Annotated in this window: 23 protein-coding genes; 17 read left to right on the top strand and 6 right to left on the bottom strand. The window is 69.7% G+C overall.

Going from position 1 to position 23,872, the window contains the following annotated elements; translation table 11 throughout:
* Nucleotides 1-2: 2 nt before the first annotated feature.
* Entirely contained in the window at nucleotides 3-1,505 is a 1,503-nt protein-coding gene (locus NDR87_RS08025; protein WP_251910492.1) for a leucyl aminopeptidase, read from the top strand.
* Between the two features lie 120 nt (nucleotides 1,506-1,625).
* Here NDR87_RS08025 and NDR87_RS08030 read toward each other — a convergent pair whose 3' ends face one another.
* Nucleotides 1,626-1,976 (bottom strand): oxidoreductase, encoded by a 351-nt coding sequence (locus tag NDR87_RS08030; RefSeq protein ID WP_251910493.1) that lies wholly within the window; start codon nucleotides 1,974-1,976, stop codon nucleotides 1,626-1,628.
* 296 nt (nucleotides 1,977-2,272) lie between these two features.
* Here NDR87_RS08030 and sucB point away from each other — a divergent pair, with 296 nt between their 5' ends.
* From sucB to NDR87_RS08065, 7 genes are all read left to right on the top strand, one after another.
* Complete coding sequence (gene sucB / locus NDR87_RS08035) at nucleotides 2,273-4,030, top strand: 2-oxoglutarate dehydrogenase, E2 component, dihydrolipoamide succinyltransferase (protein ID WP_251910494.1); 1,758 nt, start codon at nucleotides 2,273-2,275, stop codon at nucleotides 4,028-4,030.
* 9 nt (nucleotides 4,031-4,039) lie between these two features.
* A complete protein-coding gene (locus NDR87_RS08040) occupies nucleotides 4,040-4,939 on the top strand; it encodes a TIGR01777 family oxidoreductase (RefSeq protein ID WP_251910495.1) in 900 nt (299 codons plus the stop codon).
* A 137-nt stretch (nucleotides 4,940-5,076) separates the two neighbouring features.
* Nucleotides 5,077-5,649 carry an N-acetyltransferase family protein gene (locus NDR87_RS08045; protein ID WP_308212064.1) on the top strand — a complete coding sequence of 191 codons (573 nt, stop codon included), beginning with the start codon at nucleotides 5,077-5,079 and terminating at the stop codon, nucleotides 5,647-5,649.
* Between the two features lie 135 nt (nucleotides 5,650-5,784).
* A complete protein-coding gene (lipB, locus tag NDR87_RS08050; protein ID WP_251910850.1) occupies nucleotides 5,785-6,534 on the top strand; it encodes a lipoyl(octanoyl) transferase LipB in 750 nt (249 codons plus the stop codon).
* A gap of 21 nt (nucleotides 6,535-6,555) precedes the next feature.
* Complete coding sequence (lipA, locus tag NDR87_RS08055) at nucleotides 6,556-7,608, top strand: lipoyl synthase (RefSeq protein WP_251910496.1); 1,053 nt, start codon at nucleotides 6,556-6,558, stop codon at nucleotides 7,606-7,608.
* 160 nt (nucleotides 7,609-7,768) lie between these two features.
* Entirely contained in the window at nucleotides 7,769-9,970 is a 2,202-nt protein-coding gene (locus tag NDR87_RS08060) for an elongation factor G-like protein EF-G2 (RefSeq protein ID WP_251910851.1), read from the top strand.
* Nucleotides 9,971-10,020: 50 nt separating this feature from the next.
* The gene (locus NDR87_RS08065) at nucleotides 10,021-10,764 is read left to right on the top strand and encodes a DUF4191 domain-containing protein (protein ID WP_251910497.1); all 744 of its coding nucleotides are present in this window, start codon (nucleotides 10,021-10,023) and stop codon (nucleotides 10,762-10,764) included.
* A 71-nt stretch (nucleotides 10,765-10,835) separates the two neighbouring features.
* Here NDR87_RS08065 and NDR87_RS08070 read toward each other — a convergent pair whose 3' ends face one another.
* On the bottom strand, nucleotides 10,836-11,297 hold the full coding sequence (locus NDR87_RS08070; protein ID WP_251910498.1) for an RDD family protein: 462 nt from the start codon (nucleotides 11,295-11,297) through the stop codon (nucleotides 10,836-10,838).
* 440 nt (nucleotides 11,298-11,737) lie between these two features.
* Here NDR87_RS08070 and glnA point away from each other — a divergent pair, with 440 nt between their 5' ends.
* Both glnA and NDR87_RS08080 read left to right on the top strand, forming a co-directional pair.
* Entirely contained in the window at nucleotides 11,738-13,174 is a 1,437-nt protein-coding gene (gene glnA / locus NDR87_RS08075) for a type I glutamate--ammonia ligase (RefSeq protein ID WP_251910499.1), read from the top strand.
* A 223-nt stretch (nucleotides 13,175-13,397) separates the two neighbouring features.
* Nucleotides 13,398-14,219, top strand: coding sequence for a tyrosine-protein phosphatase (locus NDR87_RS08080; protein WP_251910500.1), 822 nt, complete (start codon nucleotides 13,398-13,400; stop codon nucleotides 14,217-14,219).
* Between the two features lie 59 nt (nucleotides 14,220-14,278).
* Here the strand turns inward: NDR87_RS08080 and NDR87_RS08085 are convergent, their stop codons facing one another.
* From NDR87_RS08085 to NDR87_RS08100, 4 genes are all read right to left on the bottom strand, one after another.
* Nucleotides 14,279-14,458: a hypothetical protein gene (locus tag NDR87_RS08085; protein WP_251910501.1), complete on the bottom strand. Its 180-nt coding sequence runs from the start codon at nucleotides 14,456-14,458 to the stop codon at nucleotides 14,279-14,281.
* Between the two features lie 162 nt (nucleotides 14,459-14,620).
* Entirely contained in the window at nucleotides 14,621-15,070 is a 450-nt protein-coding gene (locus NDR87_RS08090) for a hypothetical protein (RefSeq protein ID WP_251910502.1), read from the bottom strand.
* Between the two features lie 114 nt (nucleotides 15,071-15,184).
* A complete protein-coding gene (locus tag NDR87_RS08095) occupies nucleotides 15,185-16,006 on the bottom strand; it encodes an SDR family NAD(P)-dependent oxidoreductase (protein ID WP_251910503.1) in 822 nt (273 codons plus the stop codon).
* 112 nt (nucleotides 16,007-16,118) lie between these two features.
* Nucleotides 16,119-16,277, bottom strand: coding sequence for a hypothetical protein (locus NDR87_RS08100; RefSeq protein ID WP_251910504.1), 159 nt, complete (start codon nucleotides 16,275-16,277; stop codon nucleotides 16,119-16,121).
* Nucleotides 16,278-16,447: 170 nt separating this feature from the next.
* Between NDR87_RS08100 and NDR87_RS08105 the strand changes: the two genes are divergently transcribed.
* The 7 genes from NDR87_RS08105 (at nucleotide 16,448) to NDR87_RS08135 (ending at nucleotide 23,753) form a co-directional block, all read left to right on the top strand.
* A complete protein-coding gene (locus tag NDR87_RS08105; RefSeq protein WP_251910505.1) occupies nucleotides 16,448-16,840 on the top strand; it encodes a YciI family protein in 393 nt (130 codons plus the stop codon).
* Entirely contained in the window at nucleotides 16,837-18,084 is a 1,248-nt protein-coding gene (locus tag NDR87_RS08110) for an RNA polymerase sigma factor (RefSeq protein ID WP_251910506.1), read from the top strand. Before NDR87_RS08105 ends, NDR87_RS08110 begins: the two co-directional genes overlap by 4 nt.
* A gap of 28 nt (nucleotides 18,085-18,112) precedes the next feature.
* The gene (locus tag NDR87_RS08115) at nucleotides 18,113-18,712 is read left to right on the top strand and encodes a Crp/Fnr family transcriptional regulator (RefSeq protein ID WP_251910507.1); all 600 of its coding nucleotides are present in this window, start codon (nucleotides 18,113-18,115) and stop codon (nucleotides 18,710-18,712) included.
* A gap of 45 nt (nucleotides 18,713-18,757) precedes the next feature.
* A complete protein-coding gene (locus tag NDR87_RS08120; protein WP_251910508.1) occupies nucleotides 18,758-19,687 on the top strand; it encodes an NADP-dependent oxidoreductase in 930 nt (309 codons plus the stop codon).
* An 86-nt stretch (nucleotides 19,688-19,773) separates the two neighbouring features.
* Complete coding sequence (locus NDR87_RS08125) at nucleotides 19,774-20,676, top strand: oxygenase MpaB family protein (RefSeq protein WP_251910509.1); 903 nt, start codon at nucleotides 19,774-19,776, stop codon at nucleotides 20,674-20,676.
* A 63-nt stretch (nucleotides 20,677-20,739) separates the two neighbouring features.
* Nucleotides 20,740-22,401 carry a CocE/NonD family hydrolase gene (locus NDR87_RS08130; protein ID WP_251910510.1) on the top strand — a complete coding sequence of 554 codons (1,662 nt, stop codon included), beginning with the start codon at nucleotides 20,740-20,742 and terminating at the stop codon, nucleotides 22,399-22,401.
* Nucleotides 22,398-23,753, top strand: coding sequence for a M20/M25/M40 family metallo-hydrolase (locus NDR87_RS08135; protein WP_251910511.1), 1,356 nt, complete (start codon nucleotides 22,398-22,400; stop codon nucleotides 23,751-23,753). Before NDR87_RS08130 ends, NDR87_RS08135 begins: the two co-directional genes overlap by 4 nt.
* Nucleotides 23,754-23,872: the final 119 nt, after the last annotated feature.

A 23,872-nucleotide genomic window follows, 5' to 3' on the forward strand; every position in this document is an offset into this window, starting at 1 on the left:
CCATGACTGGTGTTGCAGATCGTTCGCTCGGGCCGGAACTGGCCCGGGTGGTCGGCATCGGGGATGCCGATGTGCTTGTCGTGGGACTGTTCAATGGGGAGGACGGGCCCGAGCTCGCGCCCTCGGACGCCTTCGAGGATGTGCTGGGGGATGCGCGGGACGTGCTGGTCGAGCAGTTGCGGGCGGTGGGGGCCAAGGGGAAGGGGGAGGAACTGACCCGGGTGCCCGCGCCGGAGGGACTCGGGGTGACCAGTGTGCTGGCGGTGGGGCTGGGGGCGGCCGATCAGGTCGATGCCGAGCAGGTGCGCAAGTCCGCGGGGGCGGCGGGGCGGGCGCTGACCGGGGTCGGGACGGCGGTGACCACGCTGTCGGGCCTGGATCTGGGTGCGGCGGCCGAGGGGTTCTATCTCGGCGCCTACAGCTTCACGCCGTTCAAGTCGGACAAGTCCGCGCCCAAGCCGGACGAGCAGCCGGTGCGGCGGGTCGAATTCCTGGTGCCCACACCGGAATCCGGCGCGGAGGAACTGTTCCGGGCGCAGGCGATCGCCGAGGCGGTGGCCACCACCCGTGATTTCGTGAACACTCCGCCGAGCCATCTCTATCCGGCCGAATTCGCCTCCCGGGCACAGCAATTGGCCGAGGCGGCCGGACTCGAGGTCGAGGTGCTAGACGAGAACGCCCTGGAGGCAGGCGGTTACGGCGGCATCCTCGGCGTCGGTAAGGGCTCCTCGCGGCCGCCGCGGCTGATCCGACTCACCTATCGCGGCGGCGACAAGAAGGTCGCGCTGATCGGCAAGGGCGTCACCTTCGACACCGGCGGCATCTCCATCAAGCCCGCCGCGAACATGGAGAACATGACCTCCGACATGGGCGGCGCGGCGGCGGTCATCGCCACCACGCTGCTGGCGGCGCGGCTGAGCCTGCCGATCACCGTCACCGCGACCGTGCCGATGGCCGAGAACATGCCCTCGGCCACCGCGCAGCGGCCGGGCGATGTGCTCACCCAGTACGGCGGCATCACGGTCGAGGTCATCAATACCGACGCCGAGGGTCGGCTCATCATGGCCGACGCCATCGTGCGCGCGGGCGAGGACGATCCGGACTACCTCATCGACGTCGCCACCCTCACCGGCGCCCAGATGGTCGCCCTCGGCACCCGCACCCCCGGCGTGATGGGCACCGACGAATTCCGCGACCGGGTCGCGCGCATCTCCCAGCAGATCGGTGAGAACGCCTGGGCCATGCCCCTTCCCGCCGAGCTGCGCGCCGATCTCAACTCCAAGGTCGCCGATCTGGCCAACGTCGCCCCGCACCGCTGGGGCGGCATGCTCTCGGCAGGCCTGTTCCTGAAGGAGTTCGTCCCCGAAAACGTGCAGTGGGCCCACCTCGACGTGGCCGGTCCGGCGTACAACACCGGCGGGCCGTTCGGCTACATCGGCAAGGGCGGCACGGGCGTTCCCGTGCGGACACTGATCGCCGTGCTGGACGACATCGCCTCGGAATAGTTCGGGCGAGAAGCCTCCCCACGATTTCCTGGCACGGGGAGGCCCCTCGATTCCCTGTCGTCCGGCCGGCAGGCCGGACGACAGGGCACCCGAATTCCTAAGGCACGGTAAATCTTTCGATCAGTCCAGCCGGGGGTCCCGCAGTTCGTCCTCCAGCGCCCGCCTGCGCTCGATCCGGCGGCGGGCGTCGTAGTCGCGCATGCGCTGGGGGTAGCCGGTGCGCGCGACGTCGTAGACCGGGATGCCGAGCCAGCTCGACAGGCGGCGCGCGCCCTGTTCACCCACTATGCGGCGGGTCCATTCGCCGTCCGCGGCCACCAGCACGACTGTGACATCGGTCACAGTCGTCTTGGGTTCAACGTATGCCTCGACGCCGATATGGGTGCGTACCCAGTCGGCCAGGTACCGGGCGTCGTTCGCATCGGCGATCCCGCCCCGTCCGCCGCGGCGGAAACGATCCAGCAAACCCATCTCCGCCCACCTCCTCTTCCTGCACCGGAGATGTTCACACCCGGTGCATCGATAGTGCCAGGAATCGCGACATTCCCGACGGACGGCCCGCCCGGCATCCTCGCCCAACACGACCGCCCTGTGCCACGGCCCAAGGCGACGAGTGCAAGGATGGAGAGTCGGAACAAGAACCCACGGATCTCCGGTGCCACACAGAATGTTCGGTGGCGTTCGGACATCCGCCGCGACCCGCGGTGGGCGCCCGCCGAGAGACGAACTGTTGTAGACCCGTCGAGCAGTTAGAGGAGTCAACGGACATGGCCTTCTCCGTCCAGATGCCAGCTCTTGGTGAGAGCGTTACCGAGGGCACTGTGACCAGGTGGCTGAAGCAGGAAGGAGACACGGTCGAGGTCGACGAGCCCCTGCTCGAGGTGTCCACCGACAAGGTCGACACCGAGATCCCGTCGCCCGCGGCAGGTGTGCTCACCAAGATCGTGGCCAAGGAGGACGACGTCGTCGAGGTCGGCGGCGAGCTGGGTGTGATCGGCGACGCCAACGAGGCGCCCGCCCAGGATTCCGCCCCGGCCCCGCAGGCCGAGCAGGCCCCCGCCCAGCAGCCCGAGCCCGAACCCGAACCGGCCCAGCAGCAGCCCGCCGAACAGCCCGCGGCCCAGCAGCCCGCCGCCTCGTCCGGCCCCGCCGAGGGCACCCCGGTCAAGATGCCCGAGCTCGGTGAGTCGGTCACCGAAGGCACCGTCACCCGCTGGCTCAAGCAGGTCGGTGACGAGGTCGCCGTGGACGAGCCGCTGCTCGAGGTGTCCACCGACAAGGTCGACACCGAGATCCCCTCGCCGGTGGCCGGAACCCTGCTGGAGATCACCGCGCAGGAGGACGACGTCGTCGCCGTCGGCGGTCAGCTCGGTGTGATCGGCAGCGGTCAGCCCGCCCAGCAGTCGGCCCCGGCCCCGCAGCCCAAGCCCGAGGCCCCCAAGCAGGAGGCGCCCAAGCAGGAGGCCCCGAAGCAGGAAGCGCCGAAGCAGGAGCCCCCGCAGCCGCAGCAGGCCCCGCAGCCCGCTGCCCAGGCCCCGGCACCGCAGTCCTCCGGCAACGGCGAGGCCCCCTACGTCACCCCGCTGGTGCGCAAGCTGGCCGCCGAGCACAATGTCGACCTCGCGTCGGTGCAGGGTTCGGGCGTCGGTGGCCGCATCCGCAAGCAGGATGTGCTCGCTGCCGCCGAGGCCAAGCAGGCCCCCGCGGCCGCTGCCCCGGCACCGTCGGCCCCCGCGGCTCCGGCCGCCGCGCCCAAGGCGCCCGCCTCCTCGGCCCCGGCCGGGGTGCGCCCGCAGCTGCAGGCGCTGCGCGGCACCACCCAGAAGGCCAGCCGCATCCGCCAGATCACCGCGGCCAAGACCCTCGAGTCGCTGCACACCGCCGCGCAGCTGACCCAGACCCACGAGGTCGACGTCACCAAGATCGCGGCGCTGCGGGCGAAGGCCAAGGACGCGTTCAAGAATCGCGAGGGCGTCAACCTGACCTTCCTGCCGTTCTTCGCCAAGGCCGCGGTCGAGGCGCTGGGCGTGCACCCGAACGTCAACGCCTCCTACAACGAGGACTCCAAGGAGATCACCTACCACTCGGCCGTCCACCTCGGCATCGCCGTGGACACCGAGCAGGGCCTGCTCTCCCCGGTGATCCACAACGCCAGCGACCTGTCGCTGGCCGGGCTGGCCCGCGCGATCGCCGATATCGCGGGCCGCGCCCGCACCGGCGGCCTCAAGCCGGACGAGCTCGCGGGCGGCACCTTCACCATCACCAACATCGGCAGCCAGGGCGCGCTGTTCGACACCCCGATCCTGGTTCCGCCGCAGGCGGCCATGCTGGGCACGGGCGCGATCGTGAAGCGGCCCATGGTGATCTCCGAACACGGCGACGAGTTCATCGGCATCCGTTCGATGTGCTACCTGCCGCTGACCTACGATCACCGGCTCATCGACGGCGCCGATGCCGGACGCTTCCTCACCACCATCAAGCACCGGCTCGAGGAAGCGGCCTTCGACGCGGATCTGGGCCTGTAGTTCGGCCGCATGAAGGTCGTGATCGCCGGTTCGTCCGGGTTGATCGGGACGGCACTCGTGGCGGCGCTGCGGCGCGACGGGCACGAGGTGATACGCCTCGTGCGCCGTCCCGCCGCGGCCCGTGACGAATTCGGCTGGAATCCGGTGCGCGCGCAACTCCCCGAGCGGGCGCTGCGCGACGCGGATGCCGTGGTCAACCTGTGCGGCGCGGGCATCGGCGCGCGCCGCTGGAACGGCGGTTACAAACAGGAGCTGCGCGACAGCCGGATCACTCCGACCGATGTGCTGGCCACCGCCGTCGCCGCCGCGGGGGTGCCGACCCTGGTCAATGCCAGCGGCGTGCACTACTACGGCGGCGACACCGGTGACCGCGTGATCACCGAATCCGCCCCCGGCGGAAGTGGTTTCCTGGGGACGCTGTGCGCCGACTGGGAGGCCGCCACCGAACCCGCCGCCGAGGCCGGGGTGCGCGTGGTGACGCTGCGCAGCGCCGTCGTGCTGTCCCGGCAGGGCGGCATGCTGCGCATGCTGGAGCCGCTGTATTCGCTGGGACTCGGCGGCCGCCTGGGCAACGGCCGCCAATACGTCCCGTGGATCTCCCTCGACGACGAGATCGGCGCGATCCAATTCCTCCTCGCCCACACCGAGATTCACGGCCCGGTGAACCTGGTCGGCCCCGCCCCGGTCACCAACGCCGAATTCAGCCGCGCCCTGGCCCGCACCATGCACCGCCCCGCACCCCTGGTCGTCCCCGCCTTCGCCCTGCGCCTGCTGATCGGCGAACTCGCCCGGGAGGCGATCCTGCGCAGCCCCCGCGCGATTCCCGCGGTCCTCGAGGACGCGGGCTACACATTCCAACACCAGACCATCGGCCAGGCCCTGGCCTCGGTCCTCGACCGCCACCCCTGAACCACCCCACCGCTTTCCGATCGCCGCACCCTTTCCCGCGCTTCGCACCCGTTGCGGACGGCCACAGAAGGTGCGAAGCGCGGGAAAGGGTGCGGCCTCGACTGCTCTGCCGACCGGTAGGCCGTTATCGTGGGCCGGTGAGTGAGCAGGGGCGGGCGATCGTCCGCGAGGCGCTGGAACGGGATCTGCCGGAAATTCTGGCGATCCACAACGCGGCCGTCGCCGAGACCACCGCGATCTGGGACGAGGAACCGGTCGATCTCGCCGAGCGGCTGGGGTGGTGGCGCGAGCGGGTGGCCAAGGGATACCCGGTGTTGGTGGCCGAGATCGACGGTGCCGTCGCGGGGTATGCCACGTACTCACAGTGGCGGCCGAAGGTGGGCTTCCGGTACACCGTGGAGAACTCGATCTACGTGGCCGACCGGTTCCAGGGCCGCGGCGTGGCCACCGCCCTGCTCGCCGAATTGTTGGCGCGCGCGCGGCGCCGCCGCGCGGTGCATGCGATGGTCGCGGCCATCGAATCGACCAACACCACCTCGATCCGGCTGCACGAGAAGTTCGGCTTCCGCACGGTCGGCGAACTGCCCGAGGTCGGCCACAAATTCGGCCGCTGGCTGGACCTGACGCTCATGCAACTCACGCTCGCGTCCGATCCGGAGGACATGACGGGGTCGGTGGCCATCCCGCTGCGCGATATCGGGGATCGGTAGCCGATCGAGAGGCGAGGCGGTGGGCCCGATCCGGCCGCACGGGCGCGTCGCCGTCGTAGGCGACCATGGCGTACCGTCGAAGTCGTGAGCGAGCCGTCCTTACAGAGCACGCCTGACACGTCGGCGACCCCGGCGATCCCGGCCACCCGGCGCACGGTCGAATCCGCCCGCTACGACAGCACACCGGTCGTCGTCGAGGATCTGGGCCTGATCGACTATCAGCGGGCCTGGGATCTGCAGCGCGAGATCGCCGCCGAACGCGCCGAGGGCCGCGGCCAGGACCATCTGCTGCTACTCGAGCATCCATCGGTCTTCACCGCCGGACGCCGCACCGAACCCGAGGACATGCCCGTGGACGGCAGCCCGGTCGTGCGGGTCGACCGCGGCGGCAAGATCACCTGGCACGGCCCGGGCCAGCTGGTCGGCTATCCGATCATCCGGCTCGCCGAACCCGTCGACGTGGTGAACTACGTGCGCCGGTTGGAAGAGGCCCTGATCAGCGTGTGCGGCGGTCTGGGCGTGATCTGCGGGCGGATCGAGGGCCGCTCGGGGGTCTGGGTTCCGGCGGACGATCTGCGACCCGAACGCAAGGTGGCCGCGATCGGCGTGCGCGTGCAACGCGGCGTCGCCCTGCACGGCATCTCGCTCAACTGCGACTCCGCCCTCGACGGCTTCGACGCGATCGTGCCCTGCGGCATCCGCGACGCCGGGGTGACGACGCTGAGCCGGGAACTGGGCCGCGAGGTCACCGTCGCGGAGGTGCGCCCGCTGGTGGCCGCCGCGATCGTCCGCGCGCTCGACGGCGACCTGCCCGTATCCGATCACACTATTGCGCGCGTCACACCGGTCGGGGCGGCTGCCGGAGCACCCGCCAAGGCCGAATGAGACGGGCGTAGCATCGGTTCAGTGACCTCAGTCGACACCCCGACACCGAAGGACGGCGGGCTGAACCCAGCTCAGCCGAACGGACGCAAGCTGCTTCGTATCGAGGCACGCAACGCCCAGACTCCGATCGAACGCAAACCCAAGTGGATCCGCACCCGCGCCACCATGGGCCCGGAGTACTCCGAGCTCAAGGGCCTGGTCAAACGCGAAGGGCTGCATACGGTCTGCGAGGAGGCGGGCTGTCCGAACATCTTCGAATGCTGGGAGGACCGCGAGGCCACCTTCCTGATCGGCGGCGAGCAGTGCACCCGCCGCTGCGACTTCTGCCAGATCGACACCGGTAAGCCCGCCGCGCTCGACCGCGACGAGCCGCGCCGCGTCGCCGAGAGCGTGCAGGCGATGGGCCTGCGCTACTCCACCATCACCGGCGTCGCCCGCGACGATCTGGAGGACGGCGGCGCCTGGCTCTACGCCGAGACCGTGCGCGCCATCAAGCGGCTCAACCCGAACACCGGCGTGGAGCTGTTGATCCCCGACTTCAACGCCGATCCCGATCAGCTGGCCGAGGTGTTCTCCGCGCGTCCGGAGGTGTTGGCGCACAACGTCGAGACCGTCCCGCGCATCTTCAAGCGCATCCGCCCGGCCTTCCGCTACGAGCGCTCCCTGGCCGTGATCACCGCCGCGCGCGCGGCCGGACTGGTCACCAAGTCCAACCTCATCCTCGGCATGGGCGAGACCCCCGAGGAGGTCACCCAGGCCATGCGCGACCTGCACGAGGCGGGCTGCGACATCCTCACCATCACCCAGTACCTGCGCCCGTCGCCGCGTCACCATCCGGTGGACCGCTGGGTCAAGCCGGAGGAGTTCGTCGAACACTCCCGCGTCGCAACCGAACTCGGCTTCGCCGGCGTCATGGCGGGCCCGCTGGTCCGCTCCTCCTACCGCGCGGGCCGGCTCTACGCCCAGGCCCTGGCCCACCACGGCCGCGAACTGCCCGCCGAGATGGCCCATCTCGCCGAGGAGGGCAGCGCGGCGCAGGAGGCGACCTCGGTGCTGGCGCGCTTCGGTTCCTGATCACCCTCCTCGCACCGCCCGCGGGTCGCGTTCCGGCGCCGACCCGCGGGTTTGTTGTATCCCCAACCGCCTCGGGATCTTTCGAATCGCTGACAGGCCGTGGTCCGCGGTGGGAAGCTCGGATGAACCGCACATGTCGTACTCGGGGAGCGAGGGCCACATGGCCGAGAAGGCGAGCGCAGCTGCCGGCGGCAACGGCAGAGCAGCGATGGTCGAGCGTCCGGCGGACATCCGCAATGTGGCGCTGGTCGGGCACAGCGGTTCCGGGAAAACCACCGTGGTCGAGGCGCTGGCCGTGGCCACCGGGGCGGTCACCCGGGCCGGACGGGTCGAGGACGGCACCTGTGTGTCGGACTACGACGACATCGAGCAGCGACAACATCGCTCGGTGCAGCTGTCGGTGGTCCCCGTGTTCTGGAACGGGATGAAGATCAACCTGCTGGACACACCAGGGTATGCCGATTTCGTCGGCGAATTGAGGGCCGGTCTGCGAGCAGCGGATGCGGCCCTTTTCGTTGTCTCGGCCGCCGCGGGCGCCGACGGCGTCGGCGGGCAGACCCTGGCGCTGTGGGAGGAGTGCGCCGCGGTCGGCATGCCGCGCGCGCTGGTCATCACCCATCTGGACGCCGCCCGGGCCGATTTCGAGGAGCTGGCCGAAACCTGCCGCGAAATCCTCGGCGGCGGAGCGTCGGAAAGTATGCTGCCGCTGCATCTTCCGGTGTACGGCCCGAAGGCCGCCGACGGCCACCGCCCCGTCACCGGGCTCATCGATCTGCTCACCCAGCAGGTCTTCGACTACTCCGCCGGGGAGCACACCCGCACCGAACCCACCCCGGAGCAGAACGAGCTGATCGACTCCGCGCGCGGGCGCCTGATCGAGGGCATCATCGCCGAGAGCGAGGACGAATCGCTCATGGATCGCTACCTCGAGGGCGAGGAGATCGATCTCACCACGCTGGTCACCGATCTGGAGCGCGCCGTCGCACGCGGCAGCTTCCATCCGATCCTGATCGCCGCGCCCCCGCCCGAGGGCGCCAAACAGGGGCTGGGCATGGTCGAGATCCTGGATCTGATCACGCGCGGATTTCCCACGCCCGCCGAACATCCCGTCTCGGCGAGCTGTCCGTCCGACGGTTCGGGCCCGAAGCCGCTGACCTGCGATCCGCGGGCCCCGCTCGCCGCCGAGGTCATCCGCACCGCCTCCGACCCCTACGTTGGGCGGCTGTCGCTGGTGCGGGTGTTCTCCGGCACACTGCGCCCCGACGAGACGGTGCACGTGTGCGGGCACGGGCCCGACGTCGAGCGCAACCACGACCTGGACGAGCGGGTGGGAGCGGTCTCGGCCCCGTTCGGCAAACAGCAACGCCCGCTCGGCCAGGCCATCGCCGGCGATATCGCCTGCGTCACCAAACTCGGCCATGCCGAGACCGGGGATACCCTGTCAGCCAAGGACACTCCGCTGTTGATCGAGCCCTGGCCGATGCCCGAACCGCTGCTGCCGGTGGCCATTCGCGCGCACAGCAAGGCCGACGAGGACAAGCTCTCCCAGGGCCTGAGCCGGTTGGTGGCCGAGGATCCGACCGTGCGGCTCGAGCAGAACGGCCAGACCCATCAGCTGGTGCTGTGGTGTCTGGGCGAGGCGCATCGCGAGGTGGCGCTGGAGCGGCTGCGGTCGCGGTTCGGGGTGCAGGTCGACACCGTCGAGCACAAGGTGGCGCTGCGGGAGACGTTCGCGAGCACCGCGACCGGGCGCGGGCGGCATGTCAAACAGTCCGGCGGGCACGGCCAGTACGCCATCTGCGAGATCGAGGTCGCGCCGCTGCCGGAGGGCTCGGGTATCGAATTCGTGGACAAGGTGGTGGGCGGAGTCGTTCCGCGCCAGTTCATTCCGTCGGTGGAGAAGGGCGTGCGCGCCCAGGCCCTCAAGGGTGTGGCGGCGGGCTATCCGCTGGTCGATGTGCGGGTGACGCTCTACGACGGGAAGGCGCATTCGGTGGACTCCTCCGATGCGGCCTTCCAGACCGCGGGCGCGCTGGCGCTGCGCGAGGCCGCCGCGGCGGCGCGGATCAATCTGCTGGAGCCGATCGCCGAGGTGAGTGTCACGGTGTCCGACGACTACGTCGGCGCGGTGCTGTCGGATCTGTCCAGCCGCCGCGGGCGGGTGCTGGGCACCGAACCGGTGAGCGCCGGGCGCACGACCGTCCGCGCCGAGGTCCCGGAACTGGAGCTGAGCCGCTACGCCATCGATCTGCGCTCGATCTCGCACGGCGCGGCCCAGTTCACTCGCGCCTACATCCGCCACGAGCCGATGCCGCCCCAGATCGCCGACGGCATCCGGGCGCAGGCCAAGGCGTCGGCGTGAGGACTATCCGGGTGCCGAACGCCTGACCGGTTCCCACTATCCTGAGAACCATGGCAGCAGGTAAGGGCGGTAAGCCGTCGAAGGAAGCGAAGGCCGCGGCGAAGGCGGCGCGCAAGCAGGCGTCGAAGGAGCGGCGTCAGCAGCTCTGGCAGGCGTTCCAGATGCAGCGCAAGGAAGACAAGCTGTTGCTGCCGTTGATGATCGGCGCGTTCGTCGGCATCGCCGTGGTGCTGTTCGTGATCGGTCTGTTCTTCGGCCTGCAGTGGTTCCTGCTGCCGATCGGCCTGCTGCTGGGCGCGCTGGTGGCGTTCATCATCTTCGGCCGCCGCGTGCAGAAGAACGTCTACGCCAAGGCCGAGGGCCAGGCCGGAGCGGCCGCCTGGGTCCTGGAGAACCTGCAGGGCAAGTGGCGGGTCAGCAACGGCATCGCCGCCACCACCCAGCTCGACGCGGTGCACCGCGCGATCGGCCTGCCCGGCGTCATCCTGGTCGCCGAGGGCTCCCCCCAGCGCGTGAAATCGCTGCTGGCCCAGGAGAAGAAGCGCACCGCCCGCCTGGTCGGCGACACCCCCATCTACGACATCATCATCGGCAACGAGGAGGGTCAGGTCCCGCTCAAGGACCTGCAGCGCTACCTCACCAAACTCCCCCGCAACATCGACGCCAAGCGCATCGATCTCATCGAGGGCCGCCTGTCCGCCCTCGCCACCCGCGGCGGCCCGGCCCTGCCCAAGGGCCCGCTGCCCGCGGGCGCGAAGATGCGCGGCGTGCAGCGCAGCATCCGACGCCGCTGACCCGAAGCCCGATCGCACCTCCGTCCCGCACCAGGGCCGCCAGGTGCGATCGATCGGTGAGGTAGCCCGGTTCAGCGCAGCCGGATCAGCGCGGTCCCCGTGGCCCGGTCGTGCATGCCGCGGCCGTCGGAATCTGTGAACAGCGCGGGGACGACGAAGATCAGCAGGACCTGGCGGGCCAGCGCGCGGACGAAGCCGACGGGGGCGGCGGCGTCGATGCGGATGACGCGCATGCGGAGAAAGAATTGGCCGGGGGTGAAGCCGAACAGCGTCACCGTGACCAGGCCGATCACGAACCAGGTGAGCAGCGTGACGGTGTTGATCGTGCCGCTGCCGCGCGCGATCAGGGCGGCGATGCCCATGGCGATGAACCAGTCCACGAACAGGGCGAGGATGCGGCGGCCCATGGGCGCCAGCGATCCGACGCCGGATTCCGGTAGGCCCAGCAGTTTGCCCGGATACTCGTCGGGGGCGGGTTCCCCCGGATCGGCCGCATTCGGCCCGGACAGCCAGGAACCGGTAATTCGTGCCATGACTCCAGCTTAGGCAGCGCGGCCCGGCCCACCGCGGCCCGGTGCGGGACATCTGGTCCCCGAGGACGCCCAGGAGCCCGTCGTGGCGACCGTGCGCGAGACGCGGTCCGGGACCACCCGACCCGTCCGGACGAAAGTCCTTGCGGGCGGTACACTCTCGGCGGCACCCGGCCGACCCACTCGTCCTTACCGAATATTTGCGGGGTGTACCCGAGTCGGCGCACCGCCCTGGTGGCAGGATGTGCCGTGCCGACCGGACACCCATCGGTGACCGGCCGCGACGCCTGCGAGAGGCGCGAACAGCGCGGTCTTCAGCCTGGCGGCACGTGTAACACTGGCGAAACACAATCTTGATTACCGGGAAACACCGCATCCATAGCGTTCTGCGACGACACCCAGCAAGCGGCACTGGCTGGGAACCGATCCGTAAGGAGTACTAAGTGGCGTTCAGCACGGCCGACGAGGTCATCAAGTACATCAAGGAGGAGGAGGTCGAATACGTCGACGTCCGGTTCACCGACCTCCCCGGTGTGCAGCAGCACTTCTCGATCCCGGCGAAGGCTTTCACGGCCGATCTGGCCGAGGAGGGTCTGGCGTTCGACGGGTCCTCGGTGCGCGGTTTCCAGTCCATCGACGAGTCGGACATGCTGCTGCTGCCCGACTTCTCGACCGCGCGCATCGATCCCTTCCGTGCCGCCAAGACGCTGAACCTGAACTTCTTCGTCCACGATCCGTTCACCCGCGAGGCCTACAGCCGCGACCCGCGCAACGTCGCCCGCAAGGCGGAGGAGTACCTGCGCTCGACCGGCATCGCCGACACCGCGTTCTTCGGCCCGGAGGCGGAGTTCTACATCTTCGACTCCATCCGCTACGACTCGGCCATGAACGGCGCCTTCTACGAGATCGAGTCGATCTCGGGCTCCTGGAACACCGGCGCGGAGTTCAACCCGGACGGCACCCTGAACCGCGGCTACAAGGTCCGCAACAAGGGCGGCTACTTCCCCGTCGCGCCCTACGACCACTACGTCGACCTGCGCGACAAGATCTCGACCAACCTGCAGAACGCGGGCTTCGAGCTCGAGCGCGGCCACCACGAGGTGGGCACCGCCGGGCAGGCCGAGATCAACTACAAGTTCGGCACCCTGCTGGGCGCGGCCGACGATCTGATGCTGTTCAAGTACATCGTCAAGAACACCGCCTGGGCCGAGGGCAAGACCGTCACCTTCATGCCGAAGCCGCTGTTCGGCGACAACGGCTCGGGCATGCACGTGCACCAGTCGCTGTGGAAGGACGGCAAGCCGCTGTTCCACGACGAGGCCGGTTACGGCGGCCTGTCGGATCTGGCCCGCTGGTACATCGGCGGCATCCTGCACCACGCCCCGTCGCTGCTGGCGTTCACCAACCCGACCGTGAACTCCTACCACCGCCTGGTCCCGGGCTACGAGGCCCCGATCAACCTGGTGTACTCGCAGCGCAACCGCTCCGCCGCCGTGCGCATCCCGGTCACCGGCAACAACCCGAAGGCCAAGCGCATCGAGTTCCGCGCCCCCGACTCCTCGGGCAACCCGTACCTGGCCTTCGCCGCCATGCTGATGGCGGGCCTGGACGGCATCAAGAAGAAGATCGAGCCCGCGGCCCCGGTCGACAAGGACCTCTACGAGCTCCCGCCGGAGGAGGCCAAGAACATCCCGCAGGCCCCCACCAGCCTGGCCTCGGTCATCGACCGCCTCGAGCAGGACCACGACTACCTCACCGAGGGCAACGTCTTCACCGAGGACCTGATCGAGACCTGGATCCAGCTCAAGCGCGACAACGAGATCGCTCCGGTGAACCTGCGGCCGCACCCGTACGAGTTCGAGCTGTACTTCGACGTGTAGGCTACGGTGTAGCAAGCGCTTCCGAGGCCCCCGCCGAAATCGGCTGGGGCCTCGGTGTTTTCGGCGTTTGTCCAGCGGGAATCTCGGTGAGTGCCGATCCGGGTCCCGACCAGCGGGGCGTTACCACAGAACGCCGCCGGGCGCATGTCGGGGCCACCTACTCTCCCCCGGCATGAGGATATCGTTCATTTCATTGTTGGGGGCTTTCGCGGCCGTCTTTGCGTTGACCGCGACGAGTGTCACCGCCCAGCCGGAGGTGCAGCTCGCCGCGGGGGGCAAAATCGATTTGCAGGGGGCGGTCAACACCCGGGACATCGGTGGGTATCGCACCTATGACGGGAAGACGGTCAGGTCCGGCAAGGCCATTCGGTCGGATTCGTTGCAGTCGTTGACCGAGGCGGATGTGCAGAAACTCGCGGCGTTGCGGCTGAAGCAGGTGATCGATCTGCGGACACCGCAGGAGGTGCAGTTCCTGGGGGCGGACAAGTTGCCCGCGGGGGTGCCGCTGGTGGCGCGGCCGACCAGCGATACCGGGATGTTCCTGCTGATGCTGCAGTTGATCCAGTCGCGTGATTACGCGCGGCAGGAGGCGACGCTGGGTAACGGTGGGGCCGAGCGGATCATGCAGAACATGTACGTCAGCCTGGCCACCGATCCGGATACCAAAGCCAAAGTGGGGCAGACGATTCGCGATCTGGCCAATACCGACCGGCCCACCCTGTTCCACTGCACGGCCGGTAAGGATCGCACGGGCTGGGTGACCTACATCGCGCTGCGCGCGGTCGGCGTGCCGGAACAGACCGCGCGCCAGGATTATCTGAAGTCCAACGAGTATCGCGCGGCGGCCGATGCCAGGCTGCGCGAACAGGTGAGACAGGCGGGGCTGATGCAGCATCCGGATCTGCTGATCCCGCTGCAGGAGGTGCGCGACGCCTATCTCGACACCGCGCTGAGCAGGATCGGCGACTTCGGCCGGTACCTCACCGACGGCCTGGGCCTGGATCCGGGCACCATTCTGAAACTGCGCAGGAACCTGGTCGGCTAGCTCTCATTACTCTTACCGACGCCCCAGCGGCCCTGGGGCGTCGGCCTTTTCACGACCGCTCAGATATGCGGATGGCATCCCAGCGAGGCACTGAAGACCGCCGCCGGGCGCTGTGTGGCCGCCATATTGCGGCGCTCCTCGCGAGTGAGCGTGCGGCGTGCCAGCGTGCGACGCGCGTACGCGCGCAGCGCGGGCAACCAGGGGCGGTGGTCACCGGTTCGGAAGTTGGGACGGATCATCGAGACTCACTCTCCCCTCGGGCGGCGCTGGCGGACTTTCCAGTCTTCCACTAAATAATCACGAACGATGTCAAAATTTCATGAAAACAGAAGGTGAACTTCAGGTGTCGGATGCGGCCGGATGACGATCCGGTCACGACCGGACAGGACGCGGGCTACGACTCAGAGGACGCGCCGCCGCGCGATCGGGCCCAGTACGGTCAGATCCAGCTCCCCGGACGCCTCGGTCCAGCCCATCGCGCGCAGATCGCTCGGTGATTCGACGCCGAGCGCCTCGTGCAGACCGAACGCCACCGCCCCGGCCAACTGCAGCAATCCGGTCCGCGAGATCGGCCAGAACAGCATGCGGCGCCAGTTCTCCACCTCGCGCGCGGGCACCGGCGCACTCCAGCCGAGCTCGCGTAATCGACGTTCGGCCGACGCGGAAATCGGTACGGCCAGATAGTGATTGCCCGCGAGTTCGACCGTCAGCCGGATGTCGTACTGCAGGAACTGCACATAGCGATTGCCGGGCGCGGCGATGATCAGCGTGGCACGGGAGGGCAGCTCGGACAGACAGCGGGCCAGCGCTCGCACGAACTCGTCCCAGCCCGCTGCCACCGCATCGCTCATCTGTCCCCCGGCGCCCTTCTCACCGATGGGCCGATCATACGCCGCTCGGCCCGGGTCGCCACCGAATTGTCGTGGCGGGTAGAGCTTTCCGCGCGGACTATGTGGGTTCCCCCTTCAATGGACCTCGGTCAGCCGCGCGGTGAGCCGGGCCAGACGGGCGCGCACACCCGGGTTTTCCACCAGCGCAGCCGGTTTCGCGGGTACGCCGAGCAGGTAGTGACCGCCGTCGATCACCTCGGTGCGGGTGTCGCACAGCGGCGCGATCTCCGCCGCGACCTCGTCGGCCGGGCGACCGACATGGCCGTACAGCCGCAGCATTCCGGTCGTCATCGCGCCCGGGTCCACGCTCACGGCGGTGAGCGCGTCGCCATGGGCTTCGGCGAGCGTGCGGCTGAACATGGTCAGCGCCAGCTTCGACTGGGCATAGACCGGCAGCGGCAGATAGTAACCCTGCTTGCGGTCCAGGTCTTTCCAGGCGATCGAGCCGCCGTGGTGCAGTTCGGAGGAGATGTTCACCACCCGGCCCCGGGCGGCGGCGAGCGCACCGGTCAGAGCCTTGGTCAGCAGATAGGGCGCGAGGTAGTTGACCTGCAGCGTGAGTTCGTGGCCCGCGTCGGTGCGGGTGCGCCGCTCCGGGCCCGCGATGGCGGCGTTGTTGACCAGCAGGTCCAGGGTGGGCACCGTGCGCGCCAATTCGGCTGCCAGCGTCGCGATTTCGGCCATATCGGTAAAGTCGGCCACCAGCAGCCGCAGGCGCAGCGGCTCGGCGCCGTCCTTGACCAGATCCTCCAGGGCGCGTTCACCGCTGGCCCGGTCGGGGGCGTGCATGATCACCGTGGCCCCGTCGTCGACCAGGCGGCGGGTCAGCGCGAAGCCGAGTCCGCTGGTCGCGCCGGTGACCAGGGCGGTGGGAGAGGTCGGAAATGTTTCGGGCATGGGTATTTCCTCGAGACGGGCAGGAGCACGGTCCTGCGAATGAAAGGGGAACGCCGCGCGCATCCGACGCTGCCGGAGCGGTCCGCGGTCGGGCGGGATCCAGGCTCGAATATCAGGCGGTGCGGCCGCGCGACGGCGGCTCGTCCTCGCCGCCGAAACCGAAGCGCTCCACATGCGTCGGCACGGGCTCGGCGCACGCCGATCGGCCGCACGGCCCGGTGATCACCGGGTTCGGGTGCGGGGCACGAGAATTCGCGCGCGGATCGGCCATCTGTCCATCAGACCCGGCCGCCGCATCGCCGGGCAAGCGCGTGGCTTCGTCTTGACGAAAAATTTCCGATTCATCGCCGCGACCGCGATGTCGACATCGGCTCGTCGGCTCCGACGTCTCGAGTGAGGATGGGTCGACCGGGCGCATCCGCGATCTCGAAGGAGCTTTCGATGAAGTACGTGATCCTGATCCACTCCAATCCGCGGCCGTGGGGACATCCGACCGGTGACTACCTGCCGGAGTTCCAGGCGCTACCGCAGGCCGAACGCGACCGGATCAATGCCGAATTCGACAAGACGCTCGGCGAACTGCAGGAGCGGGGTGAGCTGATCTCCGGGGCGGCCCTCGGCGCGCCCGAGTCGGCGCGGCTGTACCGGTGGGCCGACGGCAAGCCGCTGGCCACCGACGGGCCGTATTCGGAGGCCAAGGAGCATCTGGCCGGATTCTTCGTCATCGACGTGGCCGATCGGGCGCGGGCCGAGCAGATCGTCGCGACGTTCGCGGGTCCGGGTGAGACCGTCGAACTGCGCCCGATCATGTCGATGGGCGGCGACGACCAGTGAGCGCACGGGCGGTGGAGGACGTGTGGCGGCGCGAGGCGGCGCACGTCCTCGCCGCCCTGCTGCGCAGGCACGGCGATCTCGGCGACTGTGAGGACGCCGCCCAGGAGGCGGCCGAGGCGGCGGCGGTGCAGTGGGATCGTGACGGGGTGCCCGGCAATCCGCGCGGCTGGCTGATCCGGGTCGCGTCCCGGCGCCTGATCGATCGAATTCGCGCGGACCGGGCTCGCGCGGGGCGCGAGGAGACGGTGGGCGTGGCCCGCCCCGCCGATGCGGATCTCGCCCCGGCGGCCGACCGCGCCCTCGCGGCCGATCACGACGACACCCTGCGCCTGTTCCTGCTGTGCTGCCATCCCAGCCTCAGTCGCCCCTCGCAGGTCGCGCTGACCCTGCATGCCGTCGGGGGCCTGCGCACCGGCCAGATCGCCGCCGCCTACCTGGTGCCGGAACGCACCATGGCACAACGCCTTTCGCGCGCTCGCACCACGCTGCGGGCGGCCGGTGCGCAATTCGAACTGCCCGGCGCGGCGGAGCTGCCCGCGCGCATCGCGGCGGTGCTCGATGTGTGTCATCTGCTGTTCACCGAGGGGCACACCCGCTCCGCCGGTGGCGCGCTGACCGATTCGAGCCTCAGCGAGGAGGCCATCCGCGTCACCCGGCAGTTGCACGCGGCGCTGCCCGATCACGACGAGGTCGCCGGGGCGCTGGCCCTGATGCTGCTCACCCACGCCCGCGCCGCCACCCGCACCGACAACGGGAATCTGATTCCGCTCGCCGAACAGGACCGCACGCGCTGGGACCGGGCGGCGATCGGCGAGGGCGTGGCCATTCTGGAGCGGATTCTCCCCCGCGGTCACGTCGGACGCTTCCAGCTGCAGGCCGCGATCGCCGCCGTGCACGCGGAGTCGCCGACGTGGCAGGACACCGACTGGCGGCAGATCGCCATCCTCTACGAGATGCTCGACCGGATCGCGCCCGGCCCGATCGTGACGCTCAATCGCGCGGTGGCCGTGGGCATGGCGTACGGGCCGCGGGCGGGTCTGGATCTGATCGCACCCCTGCTCGACGATCCGGCCATGCGACGCCACCACCGCACGCATGCGGTGCGCGCGCATCTGCTGGAGCTGACCGGCGATACGGCGGGCGCCATCGACGATTACCGCCGGGCCGCCCAGCTCACCGCGAGCGTGCCCGAACAGCGCTACCTCAACGAGCGCGTGCGTCGCCTCGTCGACGCGGTGAAATGAATCGCGGCCGAGCGGCGTTGTGGGCGAAATGGATTCGGCGTTCGACGGCTTCGTGGCCGCCATGCGGGCGATCGCGCCCGTCCCCGACGCACAGTTCGAGCGGGCGCGGGCGCTGTTCCGCCCGGTCCGGCTGGACGAGCGGGCGCATTTCGTGCGAGCCGGTGATCGCACCGATCGGGTGGGCTTCCTGGTCGAGGGGCTGCTGCGCTCGTACTATCTGACCGCCGACGGCGTCGAGCGCACCAAAGCGTTCGTCGCCGGTCGCCGCCTCGTCTGCCCGTATGCCGCCAATCTGCGAAAACAGGTGTCGGACCTGTTCATTCAGGCGCTGACGCCCGCCACGCTGCTGGTGGCCGAACGCGCCCGGTTCGACGAACTGGTGGCCGCCGATCCGAGCTGGCGCGCGGTGATCGCGGCGCTGACCGAGCGGCACTACCTCGAGGAGGACAGCGCCCATCGCCGGCTGCTGCTCGACGATCCGGCCACCCGCTACGCGCAATTCCTGCGCGAGCACGGCGAGCTCGCCGGACGCATCTCCGGCCGGGTGACCGCCTCCTATCTGGCGATCACACCGGAGGCGTTGAGTCGTATCCGGTCCCGGCGCACATCGCCGATCGGCGGGCATTGATCCGGATCAATGCCCGGCGCCGTGACGCTTCGTAGCGTTGCCGCCATGACGACGAAAGCCATCACCATCGAAACCTTCGGCGGGCCGGAGGTCCTTCGGCTGCGGCAGGTCCCGCTGTCCGCGCCGAAGCCGGGCGAGGTGCTACTGCTAGTCGAGGCGACCGGGGTGAATCCGGCCGACCTCGGCATGCGCGACGGCCGCTACCCCTGGGCGCGGCCGCCCCGGCTGCCGCTGGTGCCCGGATACGACATCGCGGGTGCAGTGGAGGCGGTCGGCTCCGGCGTCACCGCCCTGGCCCCCGGCGACCGGGTGACGGCCACGACCGCTCACGCGCACACCCAGATCGGCTCCTACCGTGAGCGTGTCGTCCTGCCCGCCGATCAGGTGGTGCTCGCCGCCGACCTGGACGTCGAGACCCGCGCAACCCTGCCCCTGGCCGGAACCGTTGCGCTGCAAGCACTGCGCCGTCTCGGACTGCGCGCCGGGCAGCGGCTGCTGGTGCACGGGGCGGCCGGGGCGGTAGGGGCCTTCGCCGCGCGGCTGGCCGTGCATCGGGGAATCACCGTGCACGGCACGGCGTCTCGCGCCGACCACGACTACCTCCGCTCGATCGGCGTGCGGCCCCTCGACCGCGACCTCGTCCCCGCGCGCGATGGATACGACGCGGCCTTCGACACCGTCGACGGCCCCTCGGCCAGGTCGGCCTTCGCCGCGGTCCGCGACGACGGCCGCTACGTCACGATCGTCCCCGAATTCTGGATTCCGGGCGGGCAGTTCGAACCCGAGCGCGGCATCGCTCCCGAACTGGTCGTGTACTCCCACGACCACGCCGACCTGAGCGAGGTGGTGCGGCTGGCCACCGCGGGCGTGCTGCGCGCCCGGATTGCCGACGTGCTGCCGATCGCCGACGCCGCCGAGGCGCATCGCCGCCTGCTGGCGGGTCGGGTGCGCGGAAAGTTGGTGCTCCGGCCGTAGCCGCGAACGCCTTGCCACGCTCGCGAGAAGGTGAGAAGATCGGATGTAAATTCTCTCATACTGTCGAGTGGTCAAAGGAGATCACCATGACCGCGTCCGTCGTCGGCATCGACCGAGACTCCCGACCGGATCGACGGGCATTCGGCCCGGGATCGCGCATGTGGGAGGACACGGGGCTGATCACCTTCTCCCTCACCGCGGGATCGGCGTTCCTGCTGCAGACGATGGAACCGTCGATCGCCGCGGTGGTGGACGAACATTCCTCCTTCCGCACCGATCCGATGGGTCGGGCGGCGCGCAGTGTCGCGTCGGTCATGATGTGGATCTACGGCGGCGAGGAGGCGCTGGCCGAGGCCGACCGGCTGCGCCACATGCACGCCTCGCTCAGCACCACCGACGCGCACGGCGTGCGGCATACCGCGCTGTCGTCCGGGCCGTGGGCCTGGGTGCTGCACACCGGTGTGTTCGCCTTCGTCGAGGGCAATCGGTACTTCACCCGCAGGCCGCTGTCGGAGCAGGAGAAGGAGCAGTACTACCAGGAGGTGGTGCAGCTCATGCGCAATTTCTCGGTGGCGCCCAAGGAGATTCCGCCGAACTATGCCGAGTGGGAGAAGTTCTTCTTCGACAAGGTCGACGGCCTGGAGCCGACCGGGGTGGCGTACGACTACCTGCGGGTGATTCGCAAGATCGCCCCACCCCACTCGCTTCCGCGCCCGCTCACGCCGCTGTGGCGGATGGCCGCGGCACCCGTGGGCCGGTTGCAGTACTTCTTCACCGTCGGCACGACACCCGAGCCGATCCGCCGCAAGCTCGGCCTGAGCTGGTCGGCCGCCGACGAACTCACCCTGCGCGGCCTCGGCTGGGCCATCGGCCGCACCGTTCCGTTGCTGCCGGAACGTTTGCGCTACTTCCCGATCGCCTACGAGGCGCGGCGGCTGGAACGCGACCGGGCGCGGTTGCGCCGGATGATCGACCTGCGCCCGATCTGATCCGGAAAAGGGGCACCCCGGTTCCAGGGGCTGGACCTATGTCCAGGCAGACTCGATAGTCCTATGGTGATCCGGACGTTGATCTTGCGTGGCCTGGCGGGGCTGCTGTTGGTGGCGGGTGCGCTGACGCCGGTGACGGCGGTGGCCGCGCCCAGCGTGCCGCATCAGTGGCGGCAGGAGTTCATCGATACCGCGGACGGGCTGCGGCTGCATGCCGATATCCTGCGGCCCGCGGGGCTGGCCGAGGATGTGCGCACCCCGGTCGTGCTGACGGTCAGCCCGTATCGCGCGCATCTGGCGTATCTGAGCAATCCGCGGCCGCAGGGCGGTCCGTCCACCGAGAATCTGCAGACCGAGATGTTCCTGCAGGCCGGGTACACCTATGTGATCGTCGATCTGCGCGGCTTCGGCGGCTCCAACGGCTGCCCGGACTTCGGCGGGCCCGGCGAGCGCGCGGATGTGGCGACCGCGGTGGAATGGGCGGCGCGCCAACCCTGGTCGACGGGCCGGGTGGGGTTGTTCGGCACCTCCTACGAGGGCTGGACCGGATTGATGGGCCTGGCCACCAAGCCGCAGGGGTTGGCCGCGGTGGCCGCCTTCGAGCCGGTGGTCGATCCCTACTCCTATCTGTACATGCAGGGCATCGCGTGGAAGTTCTCCGGGAAGCCGGTGACCGAGAGTGGTGTTCGTCCCGCCGATTTCGCCGGATTCGAACATCTGCTGATCTCGGGTACCCCCGCCTATCCCACCGATCCGGCCGAGTATCAGGCGAATGCGAATCGCAATCCGCTCGAATGCGCGCAGCCGTATGTCTCGAATATCGCCGATCACGACGGGGCGGCCCAGTTCTGGCGCGATCGGGATCTGGTGGACCGGTTGCGCGGCAATACGATTCCGCTGTTTCTCGGTCAGGGCTTTCTGGATTACAACACCCGCGCCTATCGGGTGTTCGACGTGTGGAACGGGCTGGGGCCCGGTGAACATCGGGCGTGGTTCGGGCAGTGGGGCCATCGCACCTGCCACAAGGACTGCGGGACACCGCAGTTCGATACCGAGGTGCTGGCGTTCTTCGATCGGCATGTGGCGGGCAAGGATGTGGCGGTACCCGGTCCGCGCATCACCGTGAATCGCTTCGACGGGCAGTGGCGGGGCGAGAATGCCTGGCCGCCCGCCGATGCCACGCGGGTGTCCGTAGGGCTGCGCCCGGGCGCCTATACCGATCGCGGGCTGCTGCCGGGCCCGGATCGCGAGCTCTGGTCGGTGTCCCAGCCGCTGCCGACCGATCAGCACCTGGCCGGAATCCCCACGGCCGCACTGTCGTTGCGCGGGCCCGCCGATGCCACCGTGGCGGTGGAGCTCTACGATATCGCGCCCGACGGCCGCGCCACCGTGATCACCCGCGGTATCGCGCCGGTGCGCGAGACGGCCGAAGTCCGGTTGCTGGGGCAGGACTGGGTGGTGAGCGCCGGGCATCGGATCGGGTTCCGCATCACCGATGTGGTGGACGACGTGTGGTCGCACACCCCGGTCAACGCCCGGGTCGAGGTCACCGCGGCGCGGGTGGAGTTGCCGCTGCTGACGGGAGTCCGCGACGGCGATGTGACGGGCGCGGTGACCGAGGCCGTCGGGAAGTGGCGCGCGGAGAAGAGCGGCACGGTAGCGCCGGATGTGCTGGACAATGCAGTGGTGACCATCTCCTTCCCCGACCGCGTCGCCGCTCGATGACCGCCGCGCCGCTACCGCCCGTCGACGATGCGACCGCCGAACGGCTGGCCGCCGCGCTGCGCTGCGTGACCGTCTCGTCCGAGGGCGGCGCCGCGCCCGACGCCGAATTCGACCGGCTGGCAGCGCTGCTCGAGACGTCGTTTCCGCTCGTGCACGCCGAACTCGAACTGGAGTGTTTCGGGCACAGCAGGCTCTACCGCTGGACCGGAACCGAATCCGGGGATGCGGTCATCCTGCTGGCCCATCTGGATGTGGTGCCCGTCGACGACGAGCAGCGCTGGACCCATCCCCCGTTCGCCGGGGTCGTCGACGACGAATTCATCTGGGGCCGGGGCGCGATCGACGACAAGAGCCGGGTGCTGGCGATTCTGGAGGCCGTGGAGGCGGCGCTGCGGGCGGGCCGCAAACCCCGGCGCACGGTGTATCTGGCATTCGGGCACGACGAGGAGGTCTTCGGCCTCGACGGCGCGACGCGGATCGCCGCGCGGCTGCGCGAGGAGGGCGTGCGGGCGGAGCTGCTGCTCGACGAGGGCGGGGTGATCCTGACCGGGATGACCGGGATGCGGCGACCGGTCGCCTCGATCATGCGTGGTGAGAAGGGCTGGGCCACGGTGCGGCTGGCGGTCACCGACGCGGGCGGGCATTCGTCGATGCCGGGTCGCCGCACGGCGGTGGGGCGGATCGCGCGCGCGGTCTCGCGGCTGCAGGAGCGGCCGATGCCGCTGCGCATGACCCCGGTGGTGCTGGACATGCTCACCGCCCTGCGGCCCGAACTGCCCGCGCCGCTGCGCCGGGCGCTGGGCGTCCTGCCGCACGGCGGGGCGGCCGTCGCCCGGGTACTGGCCCTGCGTCCGCAGACCGAGGCGCTGGTGCGCACCACCACCGCACCCACGGTGATCCGCGGCGGCGTCAAGGCGAACGTCTTGCCGCAGCAGGCCGAGGCGTTGGTGAATTTCCGCATCCTGCAGGGCGATTCGGTCTCCGGCGTGCTACAGCACTGCCGTCGCGTGGTCCGCGACGACCGGGTCGCGATCACCCTGCACGGGCGGTCCTCCGAACCCTCCCCGATCAGCCCCACCGGCCCCGCCTACACCCTGATCGCCGACCTCACCCGCGAACTCGTCCCCGACGCCGTGATCACCACCGGCGTCGTCCCCGGCGCCACCGACTCCCGCCACTACGAGGGCCTGGCCACCGCCCGCTGCAACTTCGCCCCCATCATCCTGTCCGCCCCCGACCTGGAACGCATCCACGGCACCGACGAACGCCTCTCCCGCCGAAACTACGCCCGCCTCATCGAATTCAACCACCGCCTCCTCACCCACCTCACCGAGCCCCCCGCCGCTCGCTGACGCCCGCGGCGGGGGGATGGGGAGCAACTCGCCCGGAGTTGGGTGCGGTGGTCGTGAGGTTCGGGGGTGATGTCGAGGATGGTGAGGAAGGCGGTGGCCGAGGACCTGGCCGTGGCTGT

The organism is Nocardia sp. CDC159 (genome assembly GCF_023740735.1).
Lineage (GTDB): Bacteria > Actinomycetota > Actinomycetes > Mycobacteriales > Mycobacteriaceae > Nocardia > Nocardia pulmonis.